The sequence below is a fragment of the Nocardia abscessus genome (assembly GCF_015477775.1).
Classification (GTDB): Bacteria; Actinomycetota; Actinomycetes; order Mycobacteriales; family Mycobacteriaceae; genus Nocardia; species Nocardia abscessus_A.
This window is the reverse complement of record NZ_JADLQO010000006.1, coordinates 1-24433: the sequence shown is the minus strand read 5'-3', so window position 1 is coordinate 24433 and position 24433 is coordinate 1. Positions and strand designations below refer to the sequence as shown.

21 protein-coding genes and 1 tRNA gene are annotated in these 24433 nt (G+C 68.6%); 3 read left to right on the top strand and 19 right to left on the bottom strand.

What is annotated here, in order from left to right; translation table 11 throughout:
* Position 1 precedes the first annotated feature (1 nt).
* The 7 genes from IU450_RS39765 to IU450_RS17185 all read right to left on the bottom strand — a co-directional run bounded on the left by IU450_RS39765 (position 2) and on the right by IU450_RS17185 (position 6972).
* Positions 2-436, bottom strand: a complete 435-nt coding sequence (locus IU450_RS39765; protein WP_228834726.1) for a hypothetical protein — start codon at positions 434-436, stop codon at positions 2-4.
* Positions 436-819: an alpha/beta fold hydrolase gene (locus IU450_RS39760; protein WP_228834725.1), complete on the bottom strand. Its 384-nt coding sequence runs from the start codon at positions 817-819 to the stop codon at positions 436-438. The genes IU450_RS39765 and IU450_RS39760 overlap by 1 nt, the downstream gene beginning before the upstream one ends.
* Before the next feature lie 550 nt (positions 820-1369).
* Positions 1370-1442, bottom strand: a tRNA-Thr gene (locus tag IU450_RS17205).
* Between the two features lie 62 nt (positions 1443-1504).
* Positions 1505-2710, bottom strand: coding sequence for a DNA polymerase III subunit delta' (locus tag IU450_RS17200; RefSeq protein WP_195150790.1), 1206 nt, complete (start codon positions 2708-2710; stop codon positions 1505-1507).
* A 287-nt stretch (positions 2711-2997) separates the two neighbouring features.
* On the bottom strand, positions 2998-3504 hold the full coding sequence (locus tag IU450_RS17195) for a DUF664 domain-containing protein (RefSeq protein ID WP_195150789.1): 507 nt from the start codon (positions 3502-3504) through the stop codon (positions 2998-3000).
* Between the two features lie 37 nt (positions 3505-3541).
* Entirely contained in the window at positions 3542-6445 is a 2904-nt protein-coding gene (topA, locus tag IU450_RS17190) for a type I DNA topoisomerase (protein ID WP_195150788.1), read from the bottom strand.
* 320 nt (positions 6446-6765) lie between these two features.
* The gene (locus IU450_RS17185; RefSeq protein ID WP_011206895.1) at positions 6766-6972 is read right to left on the bottom strand and encodes a cold-shock protein; all 207 of its coding nucleotides are present in this window, start codon (positions 6970-6972) and stop codon (positions 6766-6768) included.
* 499 nt (positions 6973-7471) lie between these two features.
* On the opposite strand from IU450_RS17185, the gene IU450_RS17180 reads away from it, so the two are divergent.
* Positions 7472-9793, top strand: a complete 2322-nt coding sequence (locus IU450_RS17180) for a DEAD/DEAH box helicase (protein ID WP_228834724.1) — start codon at positions 7472-7474, stop codon at positions 9791-9793.
* 289 nt (positions 9794-10082) lie between these two features.
* Here IU450_RS17180 and IU450_RS17175 read toward each other — a convergent pair whose 3' ends face one another.
* From IU450_RS17175 to ssd, 7 genes are all read right to left on the bottom strand, one after another.
* Positions 10083-10412: an Rv3654c family TadE-like protein gene (locus tag IU450_RS17175; protein WP_228834723.1), complete on the bottom strand. Its 330-nt coding sequence runs from the start codon at positions 10410-10412 to the stop codon at positions 10083-10085.
* Positions 10413-10692: 280 nt separating this feature from the next.
* Positions 10693-11007 carry a TadE family type IV pilus minor pilin gene (locus tag IU450_RS17170; protein WP_195150786.1) on the bottom strand — a complete coding sequence of 105 codons (315 nt, stop codon included), beginning with the start codon at positions 11005-11007 and terminating at the stop codon, positions 10693-10695.
* A 53-nt stretch (positions 11008-11060) separates the two neighbouring features.
* Positions 11061-11246: a DUF4244 domain-containing protein gene (locus IU450_RS17165; RefSeq protein ID WP_195151059.1), complete on the bottom strand. Its 186-nt coding sequence runs from the start codon at positions 11244-11246 to the stop codon at positions 11061-11063.
* A gap of 618 nt (positions 11247-11864) precedes the next feature.
* Complete coding sequence (locus IU450_RS17160; RefSeq protein ID WP_195150785.1) at positions 11865-12488, bottom strand: type II secretion system F family protein; 624 nt, start codon at positions 12486-12488, stop codon at positions 11865-11867.
* Between the two features lie 213 nt (positions 12489-12701).
* Positions 12702-13496, bottom strand: a complete 795-nt coding sequence (locus tag IU450_RS17155; RefSeq protein ID WP_195150784.1) for a type II secretion system F family protein — start codon at positions 13494-13496, stop codon at positions 12702-12704.
* Positions 13493-14677, bottom strand: coding sequence for a TadA family conjugal transfer-associated ATPase (locus tag IU450_RS17150; protein WP_195150783.1), 1185 nt, complete (start codon positions 14675-14677; stop codon positions 13493-13495). Before IU450_RS17150 ends, IU450_RS17155 begins: the two co-directional genes overlap by 4 nt.
* The gene (ssd, locus tag IU450_RS17145) at positions 14674-15780 is read right to left on the bottom strand and encodes a septum site-determining protein Ssd (protein WP_195150782.1); all 1107 of its coding nucleotides are present in this window, start codon (positions 15778-15780) and stop codon (positions 14674-14676) included. Before ssd ends, IU450_RS17150 begins: the two co-directional genes overlap by 4 nt.
* A gap of 625 nt (positions 15781-16405) precedes the next feature.
* Between ssd and IU450_RS17140 the strand changes: the two genes are divergently transcribed.
* A complete protein-coding gene (locus tag IU450_RS17140) occupies positions 16406-17239 on the top strand; it encodes an HAD family hydrolase (RefSeq protein WP_195150781.1) in 834 nt (277 codons plus the stop codon).
* Positions 17240-17728: 489 nt separating this feature from the next.
* On the opposite strand, the gene IU450_RS17135 is transcribed toward IU450_RS17140, so the two are convergent.
* The 5 genes from IU450_RS17135 to IU450_RS17115 are packed head-to-tail and all read right to left on the bottom strand — an operon-like array spanning position 17729 to position 23732.
* Positions 17729-18475: an oxidoreductase gene (locus IU450_RS17135; protein ID WP_195150780.1), complete on the bottom strand. Its 747-nt coding sequence runs from the start codon at positions 18473-18475 to the stop codon at positions 17729-17731.
* A 52-nt stretch (positions 18476-18527) separates the two neighbouring features.
* Positions 18528-20213: a dipeptide ABC transporter ATP-binding protein gene (locus IU450_RS17130; protein WP_195150779.1), complete on the bottom strand. Its 1686-nt coding sequence runs from the start codon at positions 20211-20213 to the stop codon at positions 18528-18530.
* Positions 20210-21169: an ABC transporter permease gene (locus IU450_RS17125; RefSeq protein WP_195150778.1), complete on the bottom strand. Its 960-nt coding sequence runs from the start codon at positions 21167-21169 to the stop codon at positions 20210-20212. Before IU450_RS17125 ends, IU450_RS17130 begins: the two co-directional genes overlap by 4 nt.
* Positions 21162-22088 (bottom strand): ABC transporter permease, encoded by a 927-nt coding sequence (locus IU450_RS17120; protein WP_195150777.1) that lies wholly within the window; start codon positions 22086-22088, stop codon positions 21162-21164. Before IU450_RS17120 ends, IU450_RS17125 begins: the two co-directional genes overlap by 8 nt.
* A gap of 54 nt (positions 22089-22142) precedes the next feature.
* Positions 22143-23732 (bottom strand): peptide ABC transporter substrate-binding protein, encoded by a 1590-nt coding sequence (locus IU450_RS17115; RefSeq protein WP_195151058.1) that lies wholly within the window; start codon positions 23730-23732, stop codon positions 22143-22145.
* Between the two features lie 412 nt (positions 23733-24144).
* Between IU450_RS17115 and IU450_RS17110 the strand changes: the two genes are divergently transcribed.
* The coding region (locus IU450_RS17110; RefSeq protein ID WP_324197708.1) for an acetyl-coenzyme A synthetase N-terminal domain-containing protein at positions 24145-24433 on the top strand (289 nt) is incomplete at its 3' end.

Genomic DNA, 24433 nt, shown 5'->3' with positions numbered 1-24433 from the left:
CTCAGCCCGCCTGGTGGTCGTGGGAGGTGGCGAGTTCGCGCACCGCGTCGGCGACGGCACGGAAGTCCTTGCGCAGAATATGCGAGTGGTTGCTCGCCACCTTCGCGCTGACCTGGATGTTCGGGTTGCGGGCGAGCACCGGATCGAGCGAGGCCCGCACCGCTTCCATCTCCTCCTGGCTTCCGCCGAGGTTGGCACCCGTGGCCAGGACGTACCGCACCCGGCAGGTCACGCGGTCGAGTACCGGCGCGAGGGCGGCGTGCAGCTCGTTCGCCTCGATGTTGATCTCGGCGTGCTGGTCGGCGGTCATCCGCGCGGCAAGGCCCAGCGGGCGCACGAGCGGCATCAACAACCGCATCCGGCGGAACATTTTCCGGATCTGCTCCCGGCCTTCTTCACCGGTCAAGCCGTACGGCATAGCGCCGTCTACGGACATCACTCCCAGGACGCGGTCCGGATTCCGGTCGGCCCAGTGCACCGCGAGCAACGCACCGTAGACCAGCCCACGAGAATCGGTCGTTCCACGCCGGTCGCCTCGAGAACGGCATCGACATCTCGCAAGCACGCCTCGAAGGAGTAGTCCGCCGACCGCTTCGATTTGCCGCGGGCCCGCTCGTCGTAGGTGATGTGCCGGAACTCGCTGCCGAGTTCGGCGATCACGGGCCGCCAGTGCGATTGGTCGGCGTAGGAGCCGTTCAGATAGACGATGGGACGGCCGGGGCCGCGGGTATCGGTCACGGCCAGAGCCGTGTCCTCGACCGGCACCATGCCGGACCAGGCCGAAGGGGCCGAGTCGCTCGAGTTCGAAGAAGTGGACATGCGATGAGCGTGCACCTTGACCTCGGGTCAAGGTCAAGCCACGTACACCTGCGGTCCGCTACCTACGGATCTACCTGCAATTTTGTCGGAGTAGGCAAGTCGAGCCCTGATTTCGCTATCGAACGAACTGAAGACCGCTCGCTGCGGCTGAGCAGCAGTTCCTCAGTGCTGTGGGCGGCCAGTTCGTGCGGTCGTTGTTCGTAAGCCGATCGTTCGAGGGTGAAGAGGATCGCATCGGATCCGGTGCCGCGTTCGGCTCCGAAGATCTACAGCGCTTCATGGATGCCGATCTAGTCGATGAGTTCTGCCCGCGACTTGGCTTCGACGTACTCGTCTAAGGTTTCCGAGGACTGAAGCCGCTTGCCGTCGGTGCCGGCGGCAGTAGACGTAAGACCTGCCAGGCGACGCTGCTGCCGCTACGAAGTGTGACGGCTATGGGCGAGCCATCCGGTCAAAGGGCACGTCGCCTCGAGATGTGGCTGCTGACCGGAGTGATGACACCAAGTCCGTTCCGAAGCACCAAGAACGCCGTTGACCTGGCTTTATTTTGAGCCGCCTGGGGGAATCGAACCCCCGACCTTTTCATTACGAGTGAAGCGCTCTACCGACTGAGCTAAGGCGGCGTGCCTTTCGGCCAGGCGAGTCTATCGTCTCGCGGCCGGATCGCGAAAACCGGTGGTCACGGTCATTGTGCGCGGGCGGCGATGAGGGCGGCGGCCATGGCGGCGAGGGCGAAACGGGGTTTGACGTTCAGGTCGAGCGCTTCGCGGCAGGCGAGGACGGCCTCGATGGATTTCAGCAGCCCCTCGGGGGGAACGCGTTCGGCCAGATCGTGGATCTCGTCGGACAGGTCCGGGTGAGTGAGCGCTACGCCGGAGCCGAGCCGGGTGGCGCCGAATCGGACGGCCAGCGCGTCCCGGTAGACGCCTGCCACGTCGATCAGGGCGCGGTCGAGTGCGTCGCGGCCGGTGCGGGTCGCGCGTGATTTCTGCCGACGCTCCAGATCCTTGAGGACGCCCGCCGAACCGCGGGTGGCGCTCGCCGCGCCCTTGCCGGTGCCACCCGCACCCATCGCCGTGGCCAGTTCTTCGCGCTCACGTTCGTCGCGGGCCGCGCTCATCTGCTTGGCCTCGTCGTCGGCCGCGCGGACCAGCTCGTCGGCGGCGGCGTAGGCCGCACCGGGTTTTCCGGACGCCGTGACCAACGCCAGAGCACGCCGACGGCGGGCTCGCGCCTCCTCGTCGGTGGCGAGCCTGCGGGCCCGGCCGACGTGCCCGCCGCTGATGGAGGCGGCCCAGTTCGCGGTCTTCTCGTCGAGCTTGTCGCGTTCCCGGAGCACCCGTGCGATGGCGGGCACCGAAGGCGTCACCAGGTGCACATGCCGACAGCGGGAGCGCAATGTGATCGAGATGTCCTCCGGATCCACCGAGGGCGCGCAGAGCAGGAACACCGTCCGGTCCGGCGGCTCCTCGACGACCTTGAGCAGCACGTTGCCCGCCGCCTCGGTCAGACGGTCGGCATCCTCGATGACCACCACCTGCCAGCGCCCCGTGCTCGGCCTGCGCGAGGCCACCTGCACGATCTCGCGCATCTCCTTGGTGCTGATGCTCAGACCCTCGGGCACCACGCGGCGAACGTCGCCATGTGTGCCCGCCATGGTCGTGGTGCAGGCGTGACACCTGCCGCACCCGGGTGTCTCGGAGTCGGTGCACTGCAACGCCGCCGCGAAGCACAGCGCCGCAACGGATCTGCCCGACCCCGGCGGCCCGGTGAACAACCAAGAATGCGTCATCGCGCCGTCGATCGTGCCCCCGCGCGCCGCGACGGCGGCGGCAGTCAGCTCGGACTCGACCGCCTCCTGGCCGACCAACCGATCGAAGACACCCGCCACGCCGTACACCCTAGCCGCCCCTCCCGACAGACCCCGGCCGGTCTCGGACACCACGCCCGCCACCCGCCGTTGCGCCCACGCACGCCCGGCTCGACCACACCGCCCGGCTCAGCCGCGCCAGCCAGCGATTCGGCCAATACGCGCTCGATCACATCGAAACCCTGGTGGCGGACCCGCCCACAAAGAGCTGAAGTCAACGACCAGGCGTCCTTCGACCGTCCTCGGCGCATCGGTGCGGCCCGCGTGCTGATCCGACTCGAACGGCTCCTGGGCGCCCGGGTTCGCGACTAGGAGGCGCGCTGCGCTGTGCTGTTCGCCCCGTCCAGCGCCTCGCGGATGATGTCGGCGTGGCCCGAGTGGTGCGCGATCTCCCGCAGAATGTGCAGCACCGTGTAGCGCACCGACTGCCAGATCCGCTCCGGAGTCCACGGCGCCGTCGGCGTTGGGATCGAGCTGTCGAGGCTGTCCACCGAGCGGATCAGCTCCTCCGTCGCCGCGGCGACCTCGTCCCAGGTGGCCAGCAGACCGGCGACGGTTTCCTCGGCGGCCATGACGTACTCGCCGCCGAACTTCGAGACATCCAGTTCCGCGTTCTCGTCCCGCTGCACGATCACCGAGGTCCAGTGCCGTTCGCAGCTGACCAGGTGGTGCAGCAGACCGCCTAGGGTCAGCTCGCTCGCCGTGGTCCGCTTCCGCGCCTGCTCATCGTCGACGCCGCGCAAGGTGATGCGAAAAAGCGCGCGCTGGTCGGCGAGCATCGCGATCAGATCCTCGCGTTCCTGTTCTGTACTCATGGCGCTCAGGCTACGGCCGACGCCACGAGACGAGAACTCACGATTTCCCGACGCCGCTCTTCTTCGCCGCCGCCTTCTGCGCCGTGGTCTTCTTCGCCACCGTCTTCGTGGTCGTCGTTGCCTTCTTCGCGGCCGTCTTCTTGGCCGCGGCCTTCTTGGCGGGCGCCTTCTTCGCGGCGGTCTTCTTGGCCGCCTTCTTCACCGGCCCACGCGCCCGCCGGTCGGCGAGCAGTTCCATGGCCCGTTCGGGAGTGATCGACTCGATCTCGTCGCCCTTGCGCAGAGTCGCGTTGGTCTCGCCATCGGTGACATATGGGCCGAAGCGGCCGTCCTTGATCACCATCGGCTTGCCGGTGGCCGAGTCGTCGCCGAGCTCACGAAGCGGGGCGGCGCTCGAAGCCTGCCGTCCACGGCGCTTGGGCTCCGCGTAGATCTTCAGCGCCTCCTCCAGCGTCACCGTGAAGATCTGGTCCTCGGTGTTCAGCGACCGCGAGTCGGTGCCCTTCTTCAGGTAGGGCCCGTACCGCCCGTTCTGCGCGGTGATCTCCTCGCCGCTGGCCGGGTCGGCGCCGACCACGCGCGGCAGCGACAGCAGCTTCAGCGCGTCGTCGAGCGTGATGGTGGACAGGTCCATGGACTTGAAGAGCGAACCGGTGCGCGGCTTGGGCGCCGCGGCCTTCTTCGCGGTCTTCTTGGCGGGTTCCTGCCCCTCGGCGACCTGCGGTTCGGGCAGGATCTCGGTGACGTAAGGACCGAAACGCCCTTCCTTGGCGACGATCTCGTGCCCCGACTCGGGGTCCACGCCGAGCGATCGCCCTTCCTGCGGCGTCGCGAACAGCTTCTCGGCGACCTCGGGGGTCAGCTCGTCCGGCGGCAGGTCGTCGGGCAGGTTGGCCCGCTGCGACACCGAATTACCCTCGGGGTCATCGGGATCGGCGACCATCCGCTCCAGGTACGGCCCGTACTTGCCGACCCGGACGACGACGTCGCGTCCGGCGGAATCGCTGAACAGCTTGATGGAGTTGATTTCTCGCGCGTCGATGTCGTCGAGCCGCTCACCGACCATCTTCTTCAGACCGCCGGACCGCGCGACCGAGCCCTCCACGCCGTGGTCGCCGCCGAAGTAGAAGCTGGACAACCAGTTTCCGCGCTGCTCACGCCCACCCGCGATGGCGTCGAGGTCGTCCTCCATGGCGGCGGTGAAGTCGAAATCGACCAGTCGGCCGAAATGTTCTTCCAGCAGGCCGATCACGGCGAACGCCACCCACGACGGCACCAGCGCGCTGCCACGCTTGTAGACGTAGCCGCGATCGAGGATCGTCTTGATGATCGACGAATACGTCGACGGACGGCCGATGCCGAGCTCTTCGAGCGTCTTGATCAGCGACGCCTCGGTATAGCGCGCGGGCGGGTTGGTGCTGTGCCCATCGGGATTCAGCTCGACCGCGGTGACCGCTTGGCCTTCCTCCAGCGCGGGCAGCCTGGACTCGGCGTCGTCGGACTGGCCGCCGGCCTCCTCGTCGACGCTCTCCACGTACGCCTTCAGGAAGCCGGGGAACGTGATGGTGCGGCCGGAGGCGGAGAACACGCACTCCTCGCCGGTGCCCGCGACACCGGTGATGCGCAGCGTCAGCGTGGTGCCTCTGGCGTCGGCCATCTGGGAGGCGACGGTGCGCTGCCAGATGAGTTCGTAGAGCCGGAACTCGTCGTTGTCCAGGCGCGCGTGCAGCTGACCCGGCGTGGCGAACGTGTCGCCCGCCGGGCGGATCGCCTCGTGCGCCTCCTGCGCGTTCTTCACTTTGCGGTTGTACTGGCGCGCGGTCGGGTGCACGAACTCGGCGCCGTAGAGCTGAGTCGCCTGCGCACGGGCCGCGGCGATGGCCGACTCCGACAGCGTGGTGGAGTCGGTGCGCATGTAGGTGATGTAGCCGTTCTCGTACAGACGCTGCGCGACCCGCATGGTCCGCTCGGAGGTGAAACGAAGTTTGCGCCCCGCCTCCTGTTGCAGCGTCGAGGTCATGAACGGCGGATACGGCTTGCGGGTGTACGGCTTCGCCTCCGCCGAGGAGACCACCAGGTCGGCGCCGTCCAGCGCCTCCGCCAGCCGCCGTGCGTAGCCCTCGTCCAAGACGACGACACCGCTGACCGCCTTGAGCTGCCCGTCCGATCCGAAGTCGCGTCCGGTGGCGACCCGCGCCCCGTCGACGGTGACCAGCCGCGCGCCGAAGGTCCTGGGATTGCCGGCGTCGCTTCCCTCACCGTTACCCGCGTCCAGCTTGGCGGCGATGTCCCAGTACTCGGCGGAACGGAACGACATCCGCTCGCGCTCGCGCTGCACGATCACCCGGGTGGCGACCGACTGCACGCGGCCGGCCGACAGCCGCGGCATGACCTTCTTCCACAGCACCGGGCTGACCTCGTAGCCGTAGAGCCGGTCCAGGATGCGGCGGGTCTCCTGCGCGTCGACCAAGTCGTTGTCGAGATCGCGGGTGTCCGCGGCCGCGGCCTGGATGGCCGGTTCGGTGATCTCGTGGAACACCATCCGCCGGACCGGCACCTTGGGTTTGAGCGTCTCCAGCAGGTGCCAGGCGATCGCCTCGCCCTCGCGGTCGGGGTCGGTGGCCAGATAGAGCTCGTCGGCGTCCTTCAGCAGGCTCTTGAGCTCGGTGACCTTGGCCTTCTTGTCCGGGCTCACGACGTAGATGGGTTCGAAGTCGTTGTCCACGTCCACGCCGAGCCGTGCCCAGGACTGGCCCTTGTACTTGGCCGGGACGTCCGCCGCGCCCCGCGGCAGATCCCGGATATGCCCGACCGACGCCTCGACCGTGTAGTTGCGACCGAGGTATGGCGCGATCTTGCGGGCCTTGGTCGGGGACTCGACGATCACGAGACGACGCAGGGCACGGCCCTGGTCGGCTGCACCGCGGTCTCGTGTTGCCACCGGCGAATACACCTTTCCTGATCGACCCGCGCTGCGTTGTTTCCCGCTGTGCGCGGCTGGGGTAAGCGGCTGCGACGGCTGAACGTCGCACCAGACACGTTTATACCGTGACGCCGCGTGTGGTCGAGTGCTTGCGACTCGAACCACTGAGCGTACGCGCGTCAGTTCGAATCAGTATGCCTTGTCTTTTCGCCACACTTGCGCCGCGGCGTGCTCAGCGGGCCGTTCCGCCGCCGCACGCGGGCCGTGACTACCCCAGATATAGCTCGTCCCCCACCCCGTTGCCGGTGGTGAGGGACGAGCTGTGGATCCTGCGCCGCTCAGCTGAGCGCACGCACTCCGGTGGCCTGCGGGCCCTTGGTGCCCTGGCCGACCTCGAACTCGACCTTCTGGTTCTCCTCGAGGGTGCGGAAACCCGAACCCTGGATCTCGGAGTAGTGGACGAAGACGTCAGCGGAGCCGTCCTCCGGCGCGATGAAGCCGAACCCCTTCTCCGCGTTGAACCACTTCACAGTTCCCTGTGCCATTCTGTTCCTTCTCTTTTCTTACCGGAACGGCGGACAACTGGGTTCGTCCACCGGGTCCGTTCCGACCGCTGTACTGTTGGTTCCCCCTGCAGGAAAGCACCAAGCACACCGTTCGCAACATCGATCCTGCTGACGGTTTGGACTTTGGATCCGTCCCTCGAACACAGAAGCTTGCGACCAGGAACCAGTGAACCATGTCTTCGGGCAATTCAACAGTCGAGTTACCGACAATTTGCAAAAAAGTTGATCTTGCGAATGCGCAGGTGAGGGACACAATGGCGGAATCCAGACTTGGGGTTCGTTTGCTCGCTGATAACAGAGTCCACGTTCAGCAAAGAAGCTGTGACCCAGGTCGCTATTGGGTATCGAAATGGCAGGTGGGGCTTCCCGGACACACACGTTTCACACTTCCCGAGCGTGTTGCGGGGTTCGCCTCGTGAATCCGGCGGACTCAGCACTGCGTGCGCAGCCTCGAACCGAGCTCAGCTACGGGACATCGTTGCTGAATCGTGTCCTAGCCGGCGGACCGGATGGCGACCCCCGGCTGACCCATGTGGTCGAGCTGCCCGCGCGGGCCGCCGATCGCTGCGAGTGGCCTGCCTGGGCATCGCCGGAAGTGATTGCGGCATTACGCGACACCGGCATCGACGCGCCCTGGCGCCATCAGGTGGAGACGGCGGATTCGGCGTTCCACGGCCGGCATGTGGTGGTGAGCACCGGTACTGCCTCGGGCAAATCGCTCGGATACCAGTTGCCGGTACTCACGGCGCTGCAAGCGGATCCGAGGGCCACCGCACTGTATTTGTCGCCGACGAAGGCGCTCGGCGCCGATCAGCTGCGCGCGATCGGCGCGCTGACCCACGAAGGTCCGCTGCGTGATGTCCATCCCGCCACCTACGACGGCGATACGCCGGCCGAGATCCGCCAGTGGGTACGCGCGAACGCGCGCTGGGTTTTCACCAACCCCGACATGCTTCACCTGGGCATACTGCGGTCACACCAGCGCTGGGCGCGCGTGCTGCGCAAGCTGCGCTACGTGGTGGTCGACGAATGCCACGCCTATCGGGGCGTTTTCGGTTCGCACGTCGCGCTGGTGCTGCGCAGGCTGCGGCGGATCGCCGCACGATACGGCGCCGATCCCGTGTTCGTGCTCTGCTCGGCGACTTCGGCCGAGCCTGCGGCGGCCGCGTCGCGTCTGATCGGCGCGCCGTGCGTGGCGGTCACCCGAGACGGATCTCCGCAGGGCCCACGCACGGTCGCGCTCTGGGAACCACCCCTGCTCACGGCGATGACCGGCGAAAACGGCGCCCCGGTGCGCAGGGCGGCCACCGCGGAAGCCGCGCGGATCATGGCGGATCTGGTGGGCGAAGGGGCGCGGACCTTGACTTTCGTCCGGTCGCGCCGGGCCGCGGAGCTGACCGCGATGGAAGCCAAAAGGCTGTTGGCCGAGGTCGACCCCGACCTGGCCACGCGGGTGGCGTCCTACCGGGCGGGATATCTCGCGGAGGATCGGCGCGATCTGGAAGCGGCGTTGTCGGACGGATCGCTGCTCGGCGCGGCGACGACCAACGCGCTGGAGCTCGGCGTCGATATCGCGGGGCTGGATGCCGTGGTCATCTCCGGTTTTCCCGGGACGGTGGCGTCGTTCTGGCAGCAGGCCGGGCGGGCGGGACGACGCACCCAGGGATCGCTGGTCCTGCTCGTGGCGCGAGACGATCCGTTGGACACCTACCTCGTCCACCACCCCGAAGCGCTGCTGGACAAGCCGGTCGAGGCCGCCATCACCGATCCACGAAATCCCTACGTGCTGGGGCCGCAACTACTCTGCGCCGCGCTCGAGCTTCCGCTCACCGACGCCGAGGTGGACGAGTTCGGCGCACGCGAGCTCCTGGGCGATCTGTCCGCGAAAGGGCTGATCAGGCGTCGTGGAGTGGAAGACCGTGCGCGCTGGTACGTGACCGCCGAAACCCAGCCGCACGACGCGGTCGACGTCCGGGGCGGGATCGGCGCTCCGGTGGCCATCGTGGACGGCGAGACCGGCAGGCTGCTGGGCACCGCCGACGCGGGGCGGGCCCAGGCGACACTGCACCAGGGCGCCGTTCACCTGCACCAGGGTGAGACCTACGTGGTCGACGAGCTGGATCTCGATGACGGCGTTGCCTTCGTGCACGCCGCCGAGCCCGGGTGGACCACCAGCGCACGTCAGGTGACCTCGATCGCGGTCGACACGGTGACCGAGCATCGCGCCCACGGTCACGTGACGGCTGGGCTGGCACAGGTGCGGGTCACCAGCCAAGTGATCGGCTACCTGCGCACACTGCTCACCGGCGAAGTGCTCGACCTGGTCGAACTGGATCTGCCACCGCAGACGCTGCCCACCCGGGCGGTCATGTACACGGTGACACCGGAGTTGTTGGCCCTGGCCGGAATCGAACCTCAGGACGTCCCCGGAGCGCTGCACGCGGCCGAGCACGCAGCGATCGGGCTGTTGCCGCTGGTGGCGACCTGTGACCGCTGGGACATCGGCGGTGTCTCCACCGCCGAGCATCCGGACACCGGGCTGCCCACCGTCTTCGTCTACGACGGCCAAGCCGGCGGCGCGGGTTTCGCCGAGCGCGGGTTCGCTCAGCTACGCCAGTGGCTTTCGGCAACGCGGCAGGCCATCGAGTCGTGCGGCTGCGCGGCAGGCTGTCCGTCCTGCGTCCAGTCGCCCAAGTGCGGCAACGGGAACCACCCGCTGGACAAGGTGGCGGCGGCACGCCTGCTCACCGCCGTCCTGGCCGAACTGTCTGCCGATGAGGACCCGTCGCTCGATTCGTGACAGCGCGGAGCCCGGCCCGTGACCGGTTGTCGACCTTGCCAGCGCACATGCTGGCGGCGTTGGGACACCTCCTAGTGGAATGGCACTGCTTCACCCTCTCGGAATAAAAAGGAATAGATTCATGTTAACTAGACTATTGCCACCACCTCCATTGCGGACATGCGCATCCATTCGTTTTTGATATCCGGACTTCGGCTGGGAATTCCACGAGGCTGCTTTTAACCGGCCAGTAGAATTACCGATTTCCGCTACCGGAAGCGACGCAAGGGTGAGCGTGTATCGAACTCTGTCACTCTTCTACCGGTCCGGCTCGAGCACTCGCCCGAACGACGCGATCGCCGTACAGACCTATTGGTACATTCCTTTCCACAGTCACCGTGACGTCCCACTCCGATGCGTCGCAGACGCGGATTCGTGTGCCCATCCGCCGCGCCAGCTCGTCCGCCTCGTCGCATGCGGGATCGACGCCTTCGACCAATACGCCCGCCGCGGCAAGGGCCGCCAGATCCGCGGCTGCCTGCGCTCGATGTCGCGCCACCACGACGAAGCCCACCTGTGCGATCAGGAGCGTCGCCCCGATCAGCGCTACGAGTGCGAGACACCCGAAGACCGTCGCCAACCCCTCCTCAGAGCACACCCGCCGGCCGCTGCGTACCCATAGGTCGCCGATCTGGGCCTCACTGCGGTGGCTCGGGCTTCTCACGTCACTGCCCCTGACCCGACGCTGGCCCCAGAAGGCGCCGTTCCAGCGGCATCGGTCAACAACCTCGGCCCCACTGCCGCCACTCGGACCTCTCACGCCACACTCCACGACCCGACGCGACGCCGACGCCAGGAAACCCGTTTCGGCGTCGGTTGGGATCCCTCGACTCGCAGCCGCCCGTCCATCAGTGCGGCCTTCACTTCGAAGCTCCAGGTTCGAGGGTTGCGACCGCTTCCGCGCGGAGGGTGAGCAGGGGAAGTAGCGGTGTTCGGGCGGAAACCACGGCTATGGCGCGGGTGCCCTCGGTGCGGAGCGCGATGTCGGCCGACGGTGGCGCGATGCGCTCCGCAGCTGGGAGGGCGTTCGCAGGATCGCCCCGTGCGGCGAGACGGGCCGCCTCACGGGCGGCGTCGACACAGCGGACCTGGGTCGACGCCGCCAACAGAGCACCGAGACAGAGCACCACGGTTGTGACGACCGCGGTGAGTGCGAGCGCGGCCTCGACCGTCACCGCACCCCGGTCGTCGCCCAGTCCCGGCGCGGATCGCCACCGTCGCGCCTCGGCTACACCGATGTGTTGAGCGCCCGGTCGATGATCTTCGTCAGCGCGTTCACGATGCTGTCGCCCGTCACCACGCCGTAGAGCACGGCACCGAACGCCGCCGCCGCGATCGTGCCGATCGCGTACTCCGCCGTGCTCATGCCGTCCTCCGCGACCGCCGCCCGCAGCACTCGCGCACGCAGGCCCATATATAGAGCCCTCAGCCTTCGGCCCACGGACCTCGCGACCCCCTCGATACGCATCCGATTCCTCCTTTCCGGCCCGCGCGGCCCATCCGCACGGGCACGCTTCCTCCGGCGCGGTGCCCAGCGGCACCGGACACCGCCGTCCCAGAACCACCTGGCCACCGCCCACGTCCAGCTCCGGGCGGGGGACGACCCCAGCCGCGCGCCCCTCGACAGCAACACGCGGAGGCGCGAGATGGCACCCGCCGGACGCTTGCGGCAACTCTGCGCGCAGGGCGGTCACCGGCTCGAAGACTCCGGGCACCCACGAACTGCCGGGCCGTAGGTAGACAGACCAGCCGTGCCGCGCCCTCCCGGACGGATATCGGCAACAGCGGAGAGCACGAACGCAGCCGCGCACCCGATCCACCTCGGTGGACAACGCCGTGCCACCACCCGACCGCGCATCGCACGCCGCACCTCGTGACATAGCGACGAGCGCCTGCCGCCCCCTTTGCCGACGCACACTCCGCCGCACCCGCGCGTCCCGGTACGCCACAACCCGCCGAACCGGTGCGAGCCCACCGCACGCACGCTGTCGAGCCCGCACCGCAAGTGGCGGAGCCACACCGTGATGCGCCGCTACAGGAGACCGCCGTCGAGTACTCGGCCCGCCAAACCGATGACTACCGGGACGATGCCGAGGCAGACGAAGGCCGGCAGGAAGCACAACCCCAGGGGGCCGCCGATCAAGACGCCTGCCCGCTCCGCCTTCGCGGCGGCCGAGTCTTCGACCGCCGACCGACGCTGCTCGGCCAGCTCCGTGACCGCGGCGGCCAGTGACGATCCGGACCGTGCCGAACGGCGTGCCATCCGGGCCAGTGACTCGATCTCCTCGGCTCCGGGCCGCGCGTTCGAATCCCGGGCGACCTGTTCCCAGGCCGTGGCCGCGTCGGCGCCCAGCGCGAGCGAGTCCGCCGCCCGGCGCAGAGCTTCGCCGAGTGGTTCCGGGGCTTCCGGCGCCACGGCCCGCGCCGCGGCGGCCATGGGAAGCCCGGCGCGCAGGCAGGCCGCCAGCAGATCGAGAACCGAGGCGACCGCCAGTCCATCGGCCGCCTGATTCTTTCGGCGCGACGACGCCGCCGGTCGGTGGCGTGTTCCGCGGAGGGCATGCAGCCGTCGGCGCACGGCCACCCGTCCCGGCAGCAGCGCCAATGCGGTCGCCGCCAGCAGCAATGGCAGTGCCGTCTCCGGGGTGAACGCCATCGTCAGCCTTCCTCACAGATCCTGTTGCGCGAGCGCCACATGCACGGACCGTCGCCAGGCCGCGCGCGGCGGTCCCGGCCACGGCTGCGACGACAACAGCCGCTCGGACTGGCAGGCCGCCGAGCCGCCACTCCTCGCCGACCGGCCCTGGCCTCGAACGCGGCGACTGCTGCCGGATATACGGCCGGACTCGGACGTCCGTCGAAAACGACCTCATATCAGCACCTTTCGCGTGATGGCATCGGTCCACAGCAAGCCCGCGCAGGCCAGGGACGCACCGAGCGGCAGCAACACCGTCCCCGCAGGCGAGACGAAGAGAACGTGCAGAGGCGCCGCACCCATCAGTTGGCCCAGCGCTATGCCGAGAAGCGGCAAGCAGGCCAGGACCGCGGCGGTGGCGCGTGCACCGGCCAGCGCGGCGGTGGCGCGGCCGTGGAATCGAATGCGTCCCGCGAGATCCGTCCGCGCTGCCGACAGCAATTCGGCCAGTGCCAGACCGTGCTGCTCGGCCACCTGCCAGGCGCCCGCGACTCGGGAAAGCTCCACAGCCACAGGCGAGTCAGGGCGGCGCAGACCCTCCGCTGCCGAGCCGCCGAGCCGACTGCGTGCGGCGCCGACGGCGAACGCGTGCGCCGATTCGCCCTGCACCTCACGCGCGGCCACCTCGGCGGCAGCACTCGGGTGGGCTCCCACGCGCAATTCGGCTATCACGGCCTCCAAGGCGGCGAGCAGGTGTCCGCGCTCGACATTCCTGTGCCGGTCCCGCGCCGCCTGGCGGCCTCGCAGCCCGAGGGTTCCGGCGACCACGCCGACCGCGAGAAACGGACCTGTCCCGAACGCGACAAGCGCAATCACGACGCCCGCGACCGCACCGGCCCGAAGGATGGTTCTGCGCTGCGGCATTCGAGGCCGGTCGGGTGCGGTGAACAGCTGACCGAATCGGCGCCGAGACCGCGGGGCGGGGACGACGAGCAGCGCCAGCGCGAGGCACAACACCGCGCCGCTCATCGGTCGAGCCGCTCGGAGAGCAGGCCGGCCAGGTCCGCGGCGGCGGGAGTCGCACCCGTCTCGTGCCAAGCCGGTGTGATCCGCACGGGTCCCGCATCGGTGCGGTGCACGAGGCCGATCTCGCGCAGGCCGCGCGACCCGTCGGACCGGCGGTGCACATGCAGGACGACCTGCACCGCGGCGGCGAGTTGACTGTGCAGAGCCGCACGATCCATTCCGCCCAGCGCGGCGAGGGCTTCCAGACGGGCCGGGACCTCTTGCGGCGAGTTGGCGTGCACCGTGCCCGCCCCGCCGTCGTGACCGGTGTTCAACGCGGTCAGCAGGTCGACCACCTCGGCGCCCCTGACCTCGCCGACCACGATCCGGTCCGGCCGCATGCGCAGCGCTTGACGGACCAGGTCGCGCACCGTGACCTCGCCGACGCCCTCCACGTTCGCGGTCCTGGCGACCAGGCGAACCACGTGTGGATGTGGCGGCGCAAGTTCGGCCGCATCCTCGACGCAGACGATCCGCTCGGACGGATCCACCGTGGCGAGCAGACCGGACAGCAGCGTCGTCTTTCCGGCTCCGGTGCCGCCGACCACGAGGAATGCCAGCCTGGCCCGGATCATCCGCTCCAGCAGCAGCTTCGCGTCGGCGGGCACCGAGCCCGCCGCGGCGAGCGCGTCGAGCCCCTGGGTGGCGGGACGGAGTACGCGCAGCGACAGACAAGTGCCGCCGTGCGCGACCGGCGCGAGTACCGCGTGCAGGCGAACCCCGAACGAATCCCCCAGCGCCGCACCCGTTCCGGTCAGCCGACCGTCCACCCATGGTTGCGCGTCATCGAGTCGCCGCCCCGCCAAGAGGGCCAAGCGCTGCGCCAGCCGCCGGACCGCGGCCTCGTCGGAGAAGGTGACGGACGTCTTCTCCAAACCGTGCCCGCGGTCGATCCAGACCGCGTCCGGACCGGTGACCAAGACGTCCGCGACGTGCGGATCGTGCAGCAGCGGTTCGAGTACGCCCGCGCCGGTCAGCTCGGTCTGCAACAACCGCAGAGCCCGCAGCAGGTCGGTGTCGCCCAGCACCCCGCCCGCTTCGGCGCGGATCGCGGCGGCGACCTGCGCCGGATCGGGATCGCCGGTTTCGGTGGCCAATCGCTCTCGTACCCGGTCCAGCAGCTCGCTGGTCAGTATCGCGCTCATCGCCGCTGTCCGGGTGCCGCGCTGAGCACGCCGAGCACGGCATCGGCGGCATCGCGCAGCGGGCCGCGGCGGAGCGAAATCCCGCCGCGCTCCAGACGGTGCGCCAAGCCTGCCTGAGCGCCGACGGCGGCGAGCAGCGGAAGGTCGAGCACCTCGGCGACCTCGGCTCCGCGTAGCCCGCCGGGTGCGGGCCCGCGAACGATCAAGCCCTGGTTCGGGTTTCGCCGCGCTATGTGTGCGGCCATCGCTTCAGCCGCGGCGACTGCTCGCAGGCGCGCCGGAACAACCAGCACCACGAGATCCGCCGAGTCGAGCATCTGGTCGGCATGCGGCCCGCGCTCGCCCGAAATATCGCAAACTACGAAATCGCCTGCGACACGGCCTGCTTCGATCACCGCGCGGACTCCGGCCGAGCCGAGTTCGCGTGGCAACCGCCCCGCACCGCAGCGCGCGCAGGACAACACCGCCAGCCCCGGCGCCGCGACGGGCAGGGCGCCGTGCAGCGCCGCCGCGGACACGCGCCCGTCCTCCACCACCAGGTCGGGCCAGCGCAGGCCCGCCGTGTTCTCGATGCCGAGCAGCAGGTCGAGACCACCGGCGAAGGGTGCGCCATCGACCAGCAAGGTCTCGCGCCGGAACCCTTCGGCGGCGGCGCGCAGCGCGATCGCGACGGCGAGAGTGGACGCCCCGGCTCCGCCGCCCGCCCCCGCTACGGTGACCACCACGCCGTCGCCCGCACGCTGCTCGCCGTACTCAGCAAACATCTCGATGAGCCCCACCGCGGCGCCCGGCAGAGCGATAGCTCGCTCGGCGCCGACCGACGCGGCGGCCTGCCAGTCGAGCAAACCTGGCTCACCGTCGGTTACCAGCACGACGCCGGTCCTGCGCAGATATCCGGCCGCGGCCGCCTCCTGCGCCGCACGGGTGTCCAGGATCACCAGCGGAGCGCCCGTCCAGGCGTGTCGGCCGACGGGTTGGATCCGCTCGTCGAGTGCTCGTTCGGCGGCCGCCGCGATCCGCCGAACTTCGTCGCGCAGCCGATCGTCATCGATGAGCACGAGGGCGGGCGGGGGCCCGCTCGGCTCCGATGCTTCGAGGTTCATGCAGGTCAGCGTCGCTGAACTCGAACAGGGAAAGAAGGGGCAGGATGCCGAATGTGGATAACTCGCGGGCTGTGGACAACTATCCAGGCCACGCGGCCTACCGAACCGTCCCTGAAATAGAGGACGGCCCCAGCCGGGGGGGGAGGAGGCTGGGGCCGTCGGGGTTCAGCCCCGGGGGGTCGGGCTGAACGCGCCTGGACTATGTCCAGGTGCCAGCAATACTACACCCAAGCCCCGGCCACCACGCAAGTCTGCCATCGGACATCTTTGTGGCCGCTACAACCCCGGCGTCTGCGGGGCAAACTTCTCCGCTGCGCGGCGCACGGCGGCCGCGCCGCCCGGAACACCGCGTGCCGAATGAGTGCGGCCGAAGCCCATCCGCCTCCCACACCGGCCGATCGCAGGCAAGACGGCCACACAACAGGCCCGGCGGGTCGGTTCGCGATCGGTGAACGGCCGCCCCGACGCAGCGCGGCGGGGCGTGCTCCGCACAGCTCCACAGGACGGACCGAGCGAAGCCGAGAGGTCGCCGCCGCGAGTTCGACCGAGCCCGAACACACGCGACTCGAGGGCCGCGTACAAGCACCGCCGGACGAAGTGCCCGACTCCGCGCCTGGCGGATGCGATGCCGCCACCTATCCTGGGTCAGGTGGACAACTCAGCCACCGCGGCCGGACGCGTCGCCGCCTTCTTCGATCTGGACAAGACGGTGATCGCGAAGTCGAGCACGTACGTGTTCAGCAAGCCCTTCTACGCGCAGGGCCTGCTGAACCGGCGCGCCGTCCTGGAGAGCAGCTACGCCCACTTCCTGTTCCTGCTGTCGGGCGCCGACCACGACCAGATGGAACGGATGCGCGCGCATCTGACCAGCATGTGCGCGGGCTGGGACGTCGAACAGGTGAAATCCATTGTGGCCGAGACGCTGCACGAGCTGGTCGATCCGCTGATCTACGCGGAGGCGGCCGATCTGATCGCGGACCACAAGATCCGGGGTCACGATGTGGTGATCGTCTCGGCCTCCGGCGAGGAGATCGTGGGCCCGATCGCCGAAGCGCTCGGCGCCTCGCACACCGCGGCCACCCGGATGGTCGTGGCGGACGGAAAGTACACCGGCGAAGTCGAGTTCTACTGCTACGGCGAGGGCAAAGTCACCGCCGTCGAGAAACTCGCCGCCAGCGAGGGCTACGACCTGGCCCGCTGCTACGCCTACTCCGACTCGATCACCGATCTGCCGCTGCTCGGCGCGGTGGGACACCCCACCGCGGTCAACCCGGACCGCAATCTGCGCCGCGAAGCCACCGCGCGCGGCTGGCCGATCCTGACCTTCTCCAACCCGGTATCGCTGTGGGCGCGCTTCCAGGCGCCGTCCTCGACGACCCTCGCGGCCACGGCGGCGGTCGGCTTGAGTGCGGTGCTGGCCGGTGCGATCAGCTACCGGATGCTGCGCCGGCGACGGTGAGATCGGGTCGCTCGACCACTCGCCCCACCCGGACGCCAGATGCTTGCCGAGGTGTTCGCCGACTTAGCAGACACGGCGAAGGACCAGGCATTTAACCACGAAACGCCGGGAAACACGCCGATTATTCAATGCCTTTTGACCTCTTGATGTGAGTGCAGTCACAGTGTAGAAAGGTAACTACGGAAGGACGGAAGGCCAAGGCAGCACCGGAAGAGAAGGCACTGTCTCCCGACCCTCTTTCCCAGCACGGACACCAGGCACCCACGCGGAGCGCGCCGCGACAAGGGCAGAAGCGTTGTGGGCCTGCGAAATACGGATAGTCGACGGCGAAGGCCTCGCACAGGTTGCGGGGATGAACCGGCCGATGTCCGGATTGTCGCCGAGGCCGCAGAACACAACCCCATCAGCACGCTTGGTAACCGGGTAGTCCGTGCTAGCGGGCGGTGAGGTCGACAGACAACGCCGCCCGCTTTGACGTGTACGGGGGGATCATCCCACCGCCGAGTCGGCGATCGACGTGGCCTCGCGCGCACCGTCCTCGAACGCCCCGCAGCAGTAGATCACCCAACCGCCCACGGCCTCCGGATCCCCGCTGCCGAACCCGGCGGCCGCGTCCAGGTACGCCTGACGCCTGCGCAGCCAGAACACCTCGGGCACGCCGAGGCTGTGCGGGTCCAGCCCACTGGACACCGCCACCAGCCGGGAGGCCGCTCGCGCGACCACGCCGTCGGCCGTTCCGAACGGCCGCAGCCCCAGTAGCTCACCGTGTACTACGGCGGCGATCACCGGCGCAGGCGCCCGCGAGCCGAGCACCGTCTGCGCCAGCAGATCCAGCCGCTGCGCCACACCCGAGTCTCCGCGCGGTCTGCCGAGGGTCTCTTCTCGCTCCACCAGATCGGCCGCGGCGAGCAGATGCAGCCGCGCCAATGCCTGCAGCGGAGCGCGCTGCCAGATGCCGACCAGATTCCGCAGCGCATCGCCGTCCAGCGCCTGACCGACGCGCAGCGAACCGGCCAGAATCGGGTCCGCCACGCGCCCGTCGGCGGGGATGTCCGTGCTGCCGCCGTCGATGGCCGCCGAGGACCGAGCCGCACGCACCGCGGCCTCGGCCGCCGTGGTCGGCCACCCGCGCCGGTTCGCTTTGTGCCGGTGCACCTCGGCGAGCGCGTCGCGGGCGCGGTCGGCCGCGTCCCGGACACCGGGCAGATCGACGAGGGGCTGGAGCGGATCGGTCACGGGATACGAGGCTACTTGCGCCCGCGAGGAGCGATCCGCGCGCCCGGCCCGCCTACCCGGCCAGCAGATCGCGTCCCGGGATCGCGTCGAGCAGCTTGCGCGTGTACTCCTGCTGGGGATTGTCGAACACCTCGTCGGTCGTCGCCGCTTCGACCACCTCGCCGCTCCGCATGACCAGCACGTCGTCGGCGATCTGCCGGACGACGGCCAGATCGTGGGTGATGAACAGATAGGTCAGCCCCAGCTCCGCCTGCAGTTCGTTGAGCAGGCGGAGGATCTGGGCCTGCACCAGGACGTCGAGCGCGGAGACCGCCTCGTCGCACACCACCACTTCGGGCCGCAGCGCCAGCGCACGCGCGACCGCCACGCGCTGACGCTGTCCGCCGGACAGCTCGTTGGGGTAGCGCCGCATGACGCCGGCAGGCAGCGCGACCTTGTCGAGCAGTTCGCGCACCGTCGCCTCCCGCTCTGCGGAAGTCCCGACCCCGTGGGTCCGCAACGGCTCCTCGATGGTGCGGTAGATCGTGTACATCGGGTCGAGCGAGCCGTACGGGTCCTGGAAGATCGGCTGCACTCGGCGCCGGAACGCGAAGGCGCCCTTGCGATCCAGGGTCGCCACGTCCTTGCCGTCGAAGGTGACCGAGCCGGAACTCGGTTCCAGCAGACCGAGCACCATGCGCGCCACCGTCGTCTTGCCCGAACCGGATTCGCCGACGATCGCCGTGGTCGACCCGCGCCGCAGCCGGAACGACACATCGTCCACCGCGACGAACTCGCTGGACTTCCACGGTGCACGACCGCGAATGCGGAACGTCTTCGTCAGGTGCTCGGCCACCACCACTTCGTCGGGCACCACCGTGGCCGCCGTGTCATCGGCCGCTACCTGCGCGGCTTGCGCGTGGATCTCGGCACGGCGCCGCACCGCGGACCGGCGCTGCGCGGCCAGTGAGGGCGCCGAGCTCACCAGCCGCTTGGTGTAGAGGTGCTGGGGATCGCGCAGAATCCGCAACGCAGGTCCGGATTCCACGACGCGGCCGCGGTACATCACCACAAGGTGTTCGGCGCGCTCGGCCGCCAAACCGAGATCGTGGGTGATCAGCAGGACCGCGGTGCCGAGGTCGGCGGTGAGCTGTTCGAGGTGGTCGAGGATCTGCCGCTGCACGGTCACGTCGAGCGCCGAGGTCGGCTCGTCGGCGATGAGCAGCTTGGGCCTGCAGGACAGACCGATCGCGATCAACGCGCGCTGGCGCATGCCACCGGAGAACTCGTGCGGGTACTGGTCGACCCGCCGTCCGGCGTCGGGCATGCCCGCTTCCTCGAGCAGCTCCACCGCTCGCTTCGCGGCGGCCTTGCCCTTCGCGATGCCGTTGGCCTCGAGCGTCTCGCGGATCTGGAATCCGATCTTCCACACCGGGTTCAGATTCGACATCGGGTCCTGCGGGACCAGCCCGATGCCGCGGCCGCGCACCGCGACGATCTCTCGCTTCGACGCGGCGGTGAGATCCTTGCCGTCGAATCTGATGGAGCCGGAGGTGATCCGGCCGGTGCCGGGCAGCAAGTCGATGATCGCGTGCGCGGTGGTCGACTTGCCCGAACCCGATTCGCCGACGATGGCCACGGTCTGGCCCGGGTAGATCGACAGGCTCACGTCGCGCACCGCGGGCACCGGCTTGCCGTCGGCGGTGAAACTCACGTTCAGATCGGTGATCTCCAGCAGCGGCCGCGCGGACTCGCTCATCGCTTCCTCGCCTTCGGGTCGAGGGCGTCCCGCACGGCGTCGCCCAGCATGATGAAGCTCAGCACGGTCAGCGCCAGCGCCGTCGCCGGATAGAACAGGATGGCCGAGGTGCGGATCTCCTTCTGCCCGGTGGCGATGTCCGCGCCCCAGGACACCACCGTGCGCGGCAGTCCGACGCCGAGATACGACAGCGTCGCCTCGGTGACGATGAAGACGCCCAGCCAGAGCGTGGTCACCACGATCAGCGGGCCCGCCGCGTTCGGCAGCACGTGGCGCAGCAGCGTCCGAATACGGGATACGCCCAACGCTTTCGCCGCCGTCACGTAGTCGCTGTTCTTCGCCTGGATCACCGCGCTGCGGGCGATCCGCGCCGCCTGCGGCCAGGTGAACGAGGCGAGGATGACGATCACGGTCCAGATCGTGCGCGCGTCCAGCAATTGCATGATCACGATCGCGGCCAGCATCAGCGGGATCGCGTAGAAGATCTCGGCGACCCGGGAGACGATCGAGTCCAGCGGCCCGCCGTAGAACCCCGACAGCGCCCCGAGCGTTCCGCCGATCAGCACGAACAGCAGCGTCGCGCCCACCCCGGCGAGCACCGAAGCCCGTGCGCCGTAAACGGTCCGGGCGTAGATGTCGCACCCTTGCTTGTCGAAACCGAACGGGTGGCCCGCGCCGCGCGGGTCCATGCTGAAATCGCCGTTGCAGTAGCGCGGATCCTGATCGGTGAACAACCCCGGCCAGATCACCACGATCAGCACGAACACGATCAACACCGCCGCCACGACGAAGATCGGGTTGCGCCGCAGCTGCCGCCACGCATCGCGCCAGAGGCTGGTCGGCGCGCCCGCGTCCAGCACGGCGTCGGTGGCGAGCACCTCGACCTCGTCGGGCGGTGCGACGAAGTGCTCCTGGCCACGGCGCGCCGCGTCCGCGCGCTCGGTCGGGTCAGGCATAGCGGATCCTCGGGTCGAGTGCGGCGTAGAGCAGGTCGACGATCAGATTGGTGAGCAGGAAGATGACGATCAACACCGTGACGAAGGAAACCACGGTCGGCGGCTCACCCCTGGTGATCGCCTGGTACAGCGTGCCGCCGACGCCGGGGATGTTGAAGATGCCCTCCGTGACGATCGCGCCGCCCATCAGCGCGCCCAGGTCGGCGCCGAGGAAGGTGACCACCGGGATCATCGAGTTGCGCAGGATGTGCACGGTCACCACGCGCGGCCTGCCCAGTCCCTTTGCCGTCGCGGTGCGCACGTAGTCGGCGGACATGTTCTCCGCCACCGAGTTCCGGGTCAATCGCAGAACGTAGGCGAACGAGAGCGAGCCGAGCACGAACGCGGGCACCAGCAGTTCGCCGACCGTCGCCTTCCCGGAGACGGTCACCGGAGCGACCCCCCACTTGACCCCGAGCAGATACTGCGCGAGGAAGCCGACCACGAAGACCGGCACCGCGATGACGATCAGGCTGACCACGAGCATCGTCGAATCGAACATCCTGCCTTTGCGCAGCCCGGCGATCAGGCCGAACAGCACGCCGAAGACCGATTCGATCAGCACGGCCATGAACGCCAGCTTGATGGTGATCGGAAACGCGCGCGCGAGTTCGTCCCGCACCGGCCTGCCGGAGAAGGCGGTGCCGAAGTCCAGCGTGACGATGCCCTTCAGATACAGCAGGTACTGCACGATGAAGGGCTCGTCCAGGTGGTAGCGCGCCCGCAGCTGGGCCTCCACCGCGGGCGTCATCGGCTTGTCACCGGCGAGCGCGTGGATCGGGTCGCCCGGCACGACGAACACCAGGGCGTAGATGAGCAGCGTCGCACCGAGGAACACGGGGATCATCTGAAGTAGACGGCGCCCGACATACCAGGCCATTTCACCTCCCGGATAGCACCGCCGAGCGCCACGCGGGCGCTCGGCGGCCAGCGGCTACTTCTCGATGTCCTCGAAGGCGAACAGACCGTTCCACGCGAGTTCGGCCTTGCGCACACGGTCGGAGCGGCCCGCCGCTGCCACATAGTCGAACACGGGGATGTCGGCCAGATCCCTGATCAGCAGGGCCTGGGCCTGCGCGACGATCTTGTAGGACTCCTCCTGGGTCGGGGCGGCCAAGGCGGCATCGAGCAGGCGGTCGAATTCGGGGTTGGCGTAGTCGACGTTGTTGGTGTCGGAGTAGCTGTAGTACTGGGAGGTGAGGAACTGCAGCATGGTCGGGTAGTCACCCTGCCAGCCGTAGCGGAACGCCTTGTTGATGGTGTGGGCGTTCACCTCGTCGCGGATGTTCTTGAACGTCGGGTACGGCACGCCGATGGCGTCGATGCCTAGGGTGTTCTTGACGCTGTTGGCCACCGCCTCGATCCAGGCTTGGTGGCCGCCGTCGGAGTTGTAGGCGATCTCGTAGCGGCCCGACCACGGCGAGATCGCGTCGGCCTGCGCCCACACCTTCTTGGCCTCGTCGGGGTTGTACTTCAGCACCTCCGAGCCCGGCAGGTTCGGCTCGAAGCCGGGCAGCGTGCTCGCGGTGAAGTCGCGCGCCGGGATCCGGGTGCCGTGGAAGATGTTCTGCGAGATCTGTTCCCGGTTGATCGCCATCGAGATCGCCCGGCGTCGCAGCAACCCTTCCTGGCCGGAGAAGTGCGCGACGTTGGACTGGATGCCGATGTGCTGGTTCTGCGCGGTCGGCTTGGTGATCGCGCGGTCGCCGAGGTCCTGCTGGTAGGAGGTGAGCGCGCTGTCGGGCACGGTGTCGAGCGCGTCGAGATTGCCCGCCTGCAGGTCCGCGTAGGCGGTGTCGAAGGACTGGTACATCACGAACCGCAGCCCCTTGTTCCTGGCCGGGCGGCCGCCGGGATAGTCGGGGTTGGGCACGAGGTCGATCTTGACGTTGTGCTCCCACGCGCCGGTCCTGGCGAACTTATAGGGGCCGTTGCCGATCGGGTTCTCCCCGAATGCCTTGATGTCCTTGAACGCGGCTTCGGGCAACGGATAGAACGGCGCGTACCCGAGTTCGGTCTCGAAGTCGATCGAGGGCGCTTTCAGCTCGATGGTGAAGGTGCGGTCGTCGATCACCTTCAGACCCGACATCGTCTGTGCCGTCGGCTTTTCCGCGGACACCTCATCGAAGCCGACGATGGGGCCGAACACATAGCTCTGCAACTGCGCGTTGCTGCCGAGCGCCCCGTAGTTCCAGGCGTCGACGAACGATTTCGCCGTCACCGGGGTGCCGTCGGTGAACTTCCAGTTCGGTTTGATGGTCACCCGGTAGTTCTTCCGATCCGTGGTCTGGATCGACTCCGCCATCTCGTCGTGCGCTTTGCCCGCGGCGTCGTAGTACTTCAAGCCCGCGAACAGCCGGTCCACCACCCGCCCGCCCATGTTCTCGTTGGTGTTGGTGGGCACCAGAGGATTCTGCGGCTCGCCGCCGTTGACGGTGACGATGTCGGCGTCGGCGCCGTCGCCCGAGGAACATGCGGACAGTCCGAGACTCGTGGCCAGCACGACCGCCGCGGTCAGCGCCATCGCTCTGTGGAATTTCAACGCGTCCTCCCGGTGCGAGAAGGGGGGAGCCGGACGCCACGCGCGCGAGGTCCATCGGCGCATGCCGCCACGATCCCCCTGTGTGGTTGGCAGAGTAACCACCGGCGCGGGCACTGTCACCTGATTGATCCGAGTTCGTTGTACTTGTTACCGATACGGCAACATTGCCGAAACACCCCGACTTTCCTGCGGAAATGGCCCTCCTGGAGAAATACCGCCAACGAAGCGGCCGAGCGGGGAACGCCGCGTGCCGACGCCGAGGAGGCGAAGCACGGCGGTGCGCGGCGTGCTCGACCCGGGCGCCACACCGTACGCGGCGTAGGTCACAGTTGATTACTGTCGAACTCGGCTGCGTCGAATCGTGCGCTCAGGCTACGTGGAAAGAAGAGACGAGATGACTGAAACCAGCGCCGACCACAGGGACTCCTACCCACCGACCGCGGAGTTCGCCGCGGCGGCGAACGCCGATGCCGGGCTCTACGAGCGGGCGGCGGCCGATCGCGACGCGTTCTGGGCCGAGCAGGCCGGGCGGCTGCACTGGCACGAACCGTTCGGCCAGGTGCTGGACTGGAGTGACGCGCCGGTAGCGAAGTGGTTCGTCGGCGGCAAACTCAACGTCGCCTACAACTGCGTGGACCGCCACGTCCTGGACGGACACGGCGACCAGATCGCCATCCACTGGG

Bases quoted from the DNA above. Each gene is read 5' to 3' on its own strand.
- IU450_RS17185 (WP_011206895.1), bottom strand. From the start codon at position 6,972: ATGGCACAGGGAACTGTGAAGTGGTTCAACGCGGAGAAGGGGTTCGGC.
- IU450_RS39765 (WP_228834726.1), bottom strand. From the start codon at position 436: ATGTCCGTAGACGGCGCTATGCCGTACGGCTTGACCGGTGAAGAAGGC.
- IU450_RS17140 (WP_195150781.1), top strand. From the start codon at position 16,406: ATGCCGCCACCTATCCTGGGTCAGGTGGACAACTCAGCCACCGCGGCC.
- IU450_RS17150 (WP_195150783.1), bottom strand. From the start codon at position 14,677: ATGAGCGCGATACTGACCAGCGAGCTGCTGGACCGGGTACGAGAGCGA.
- ssd (WP_195150782.1), bottom strand. From the start codon at position 15,780: ATGAACCTCGAAGCATCGGAGCCGAGCGGGCCCCCGCCCGCCCTCGTG.
- IU450_RS17160 (WP_195150785.1), bottom strand. From the start codon at position 12,488: ATGGCGTTCACCCCGGAGACGGCACTGCCATTGCTGCTGGCGGCGACC.
- IU450_RS39760 (WP_228834725.1), bottom strand. From the start codon at position 819: ATGTCCACTTCTTCGAACTCGAGCGACTCGGCCCCTTCGGCCTGGTCC.
- IU450_RS17120 (WP_195150777.1), bottom strand. From the start codon at position 22,088: ATGGCCTGGTATGTCGGGCGCCGTCTACTTCAGATGATCCCCGTGTTC.
- IU450_RS17130 (WP_195150779.1), bottom strand. From the start codon at position 20,213: ATGAGCGAGTCCGCGCGGCCGCTGCTGGAGATCACCGATCTGAACGTG.
- IU450_RS17195 (WP_195150789.1), bottom strand. From the start codon at position 3,504: ATGAGTACAGAACAGGAACGCGAGGATCTGATCGCGATGCTCGCCGAC.
- IU450_RS17155 (WP_195150784.1), bottom strand. From the start codon at position 13,496: ATGAGCGGCGCGGTGTTGTGCCTCGCGCTGGCGCTGCTCGTCGTCCCC.
- IU450_RS17115 (WP_195151058.1), bottom strand. From the start codon at position 23,732: ATGGCGCTGACCGCGGCGGTCGTGCTGGCCACGAGTCTCGGACTGTCC.
- IU450_RS17165 (WP_195151059.1), bottom strand. From the start codon at position 11,246: ATGGGCCTGCGTGCGCGAGTGCTGCGGGCGGCGGTCGCGGAGGACGGC.
- IU450_RS17125 (WP_195150778.1), bottom strand. From the start codon at position 21,169: ATGCCTGACCCGACCGAGCGCGCGGACGCGGCGCGCCGTGGCCAGGAG.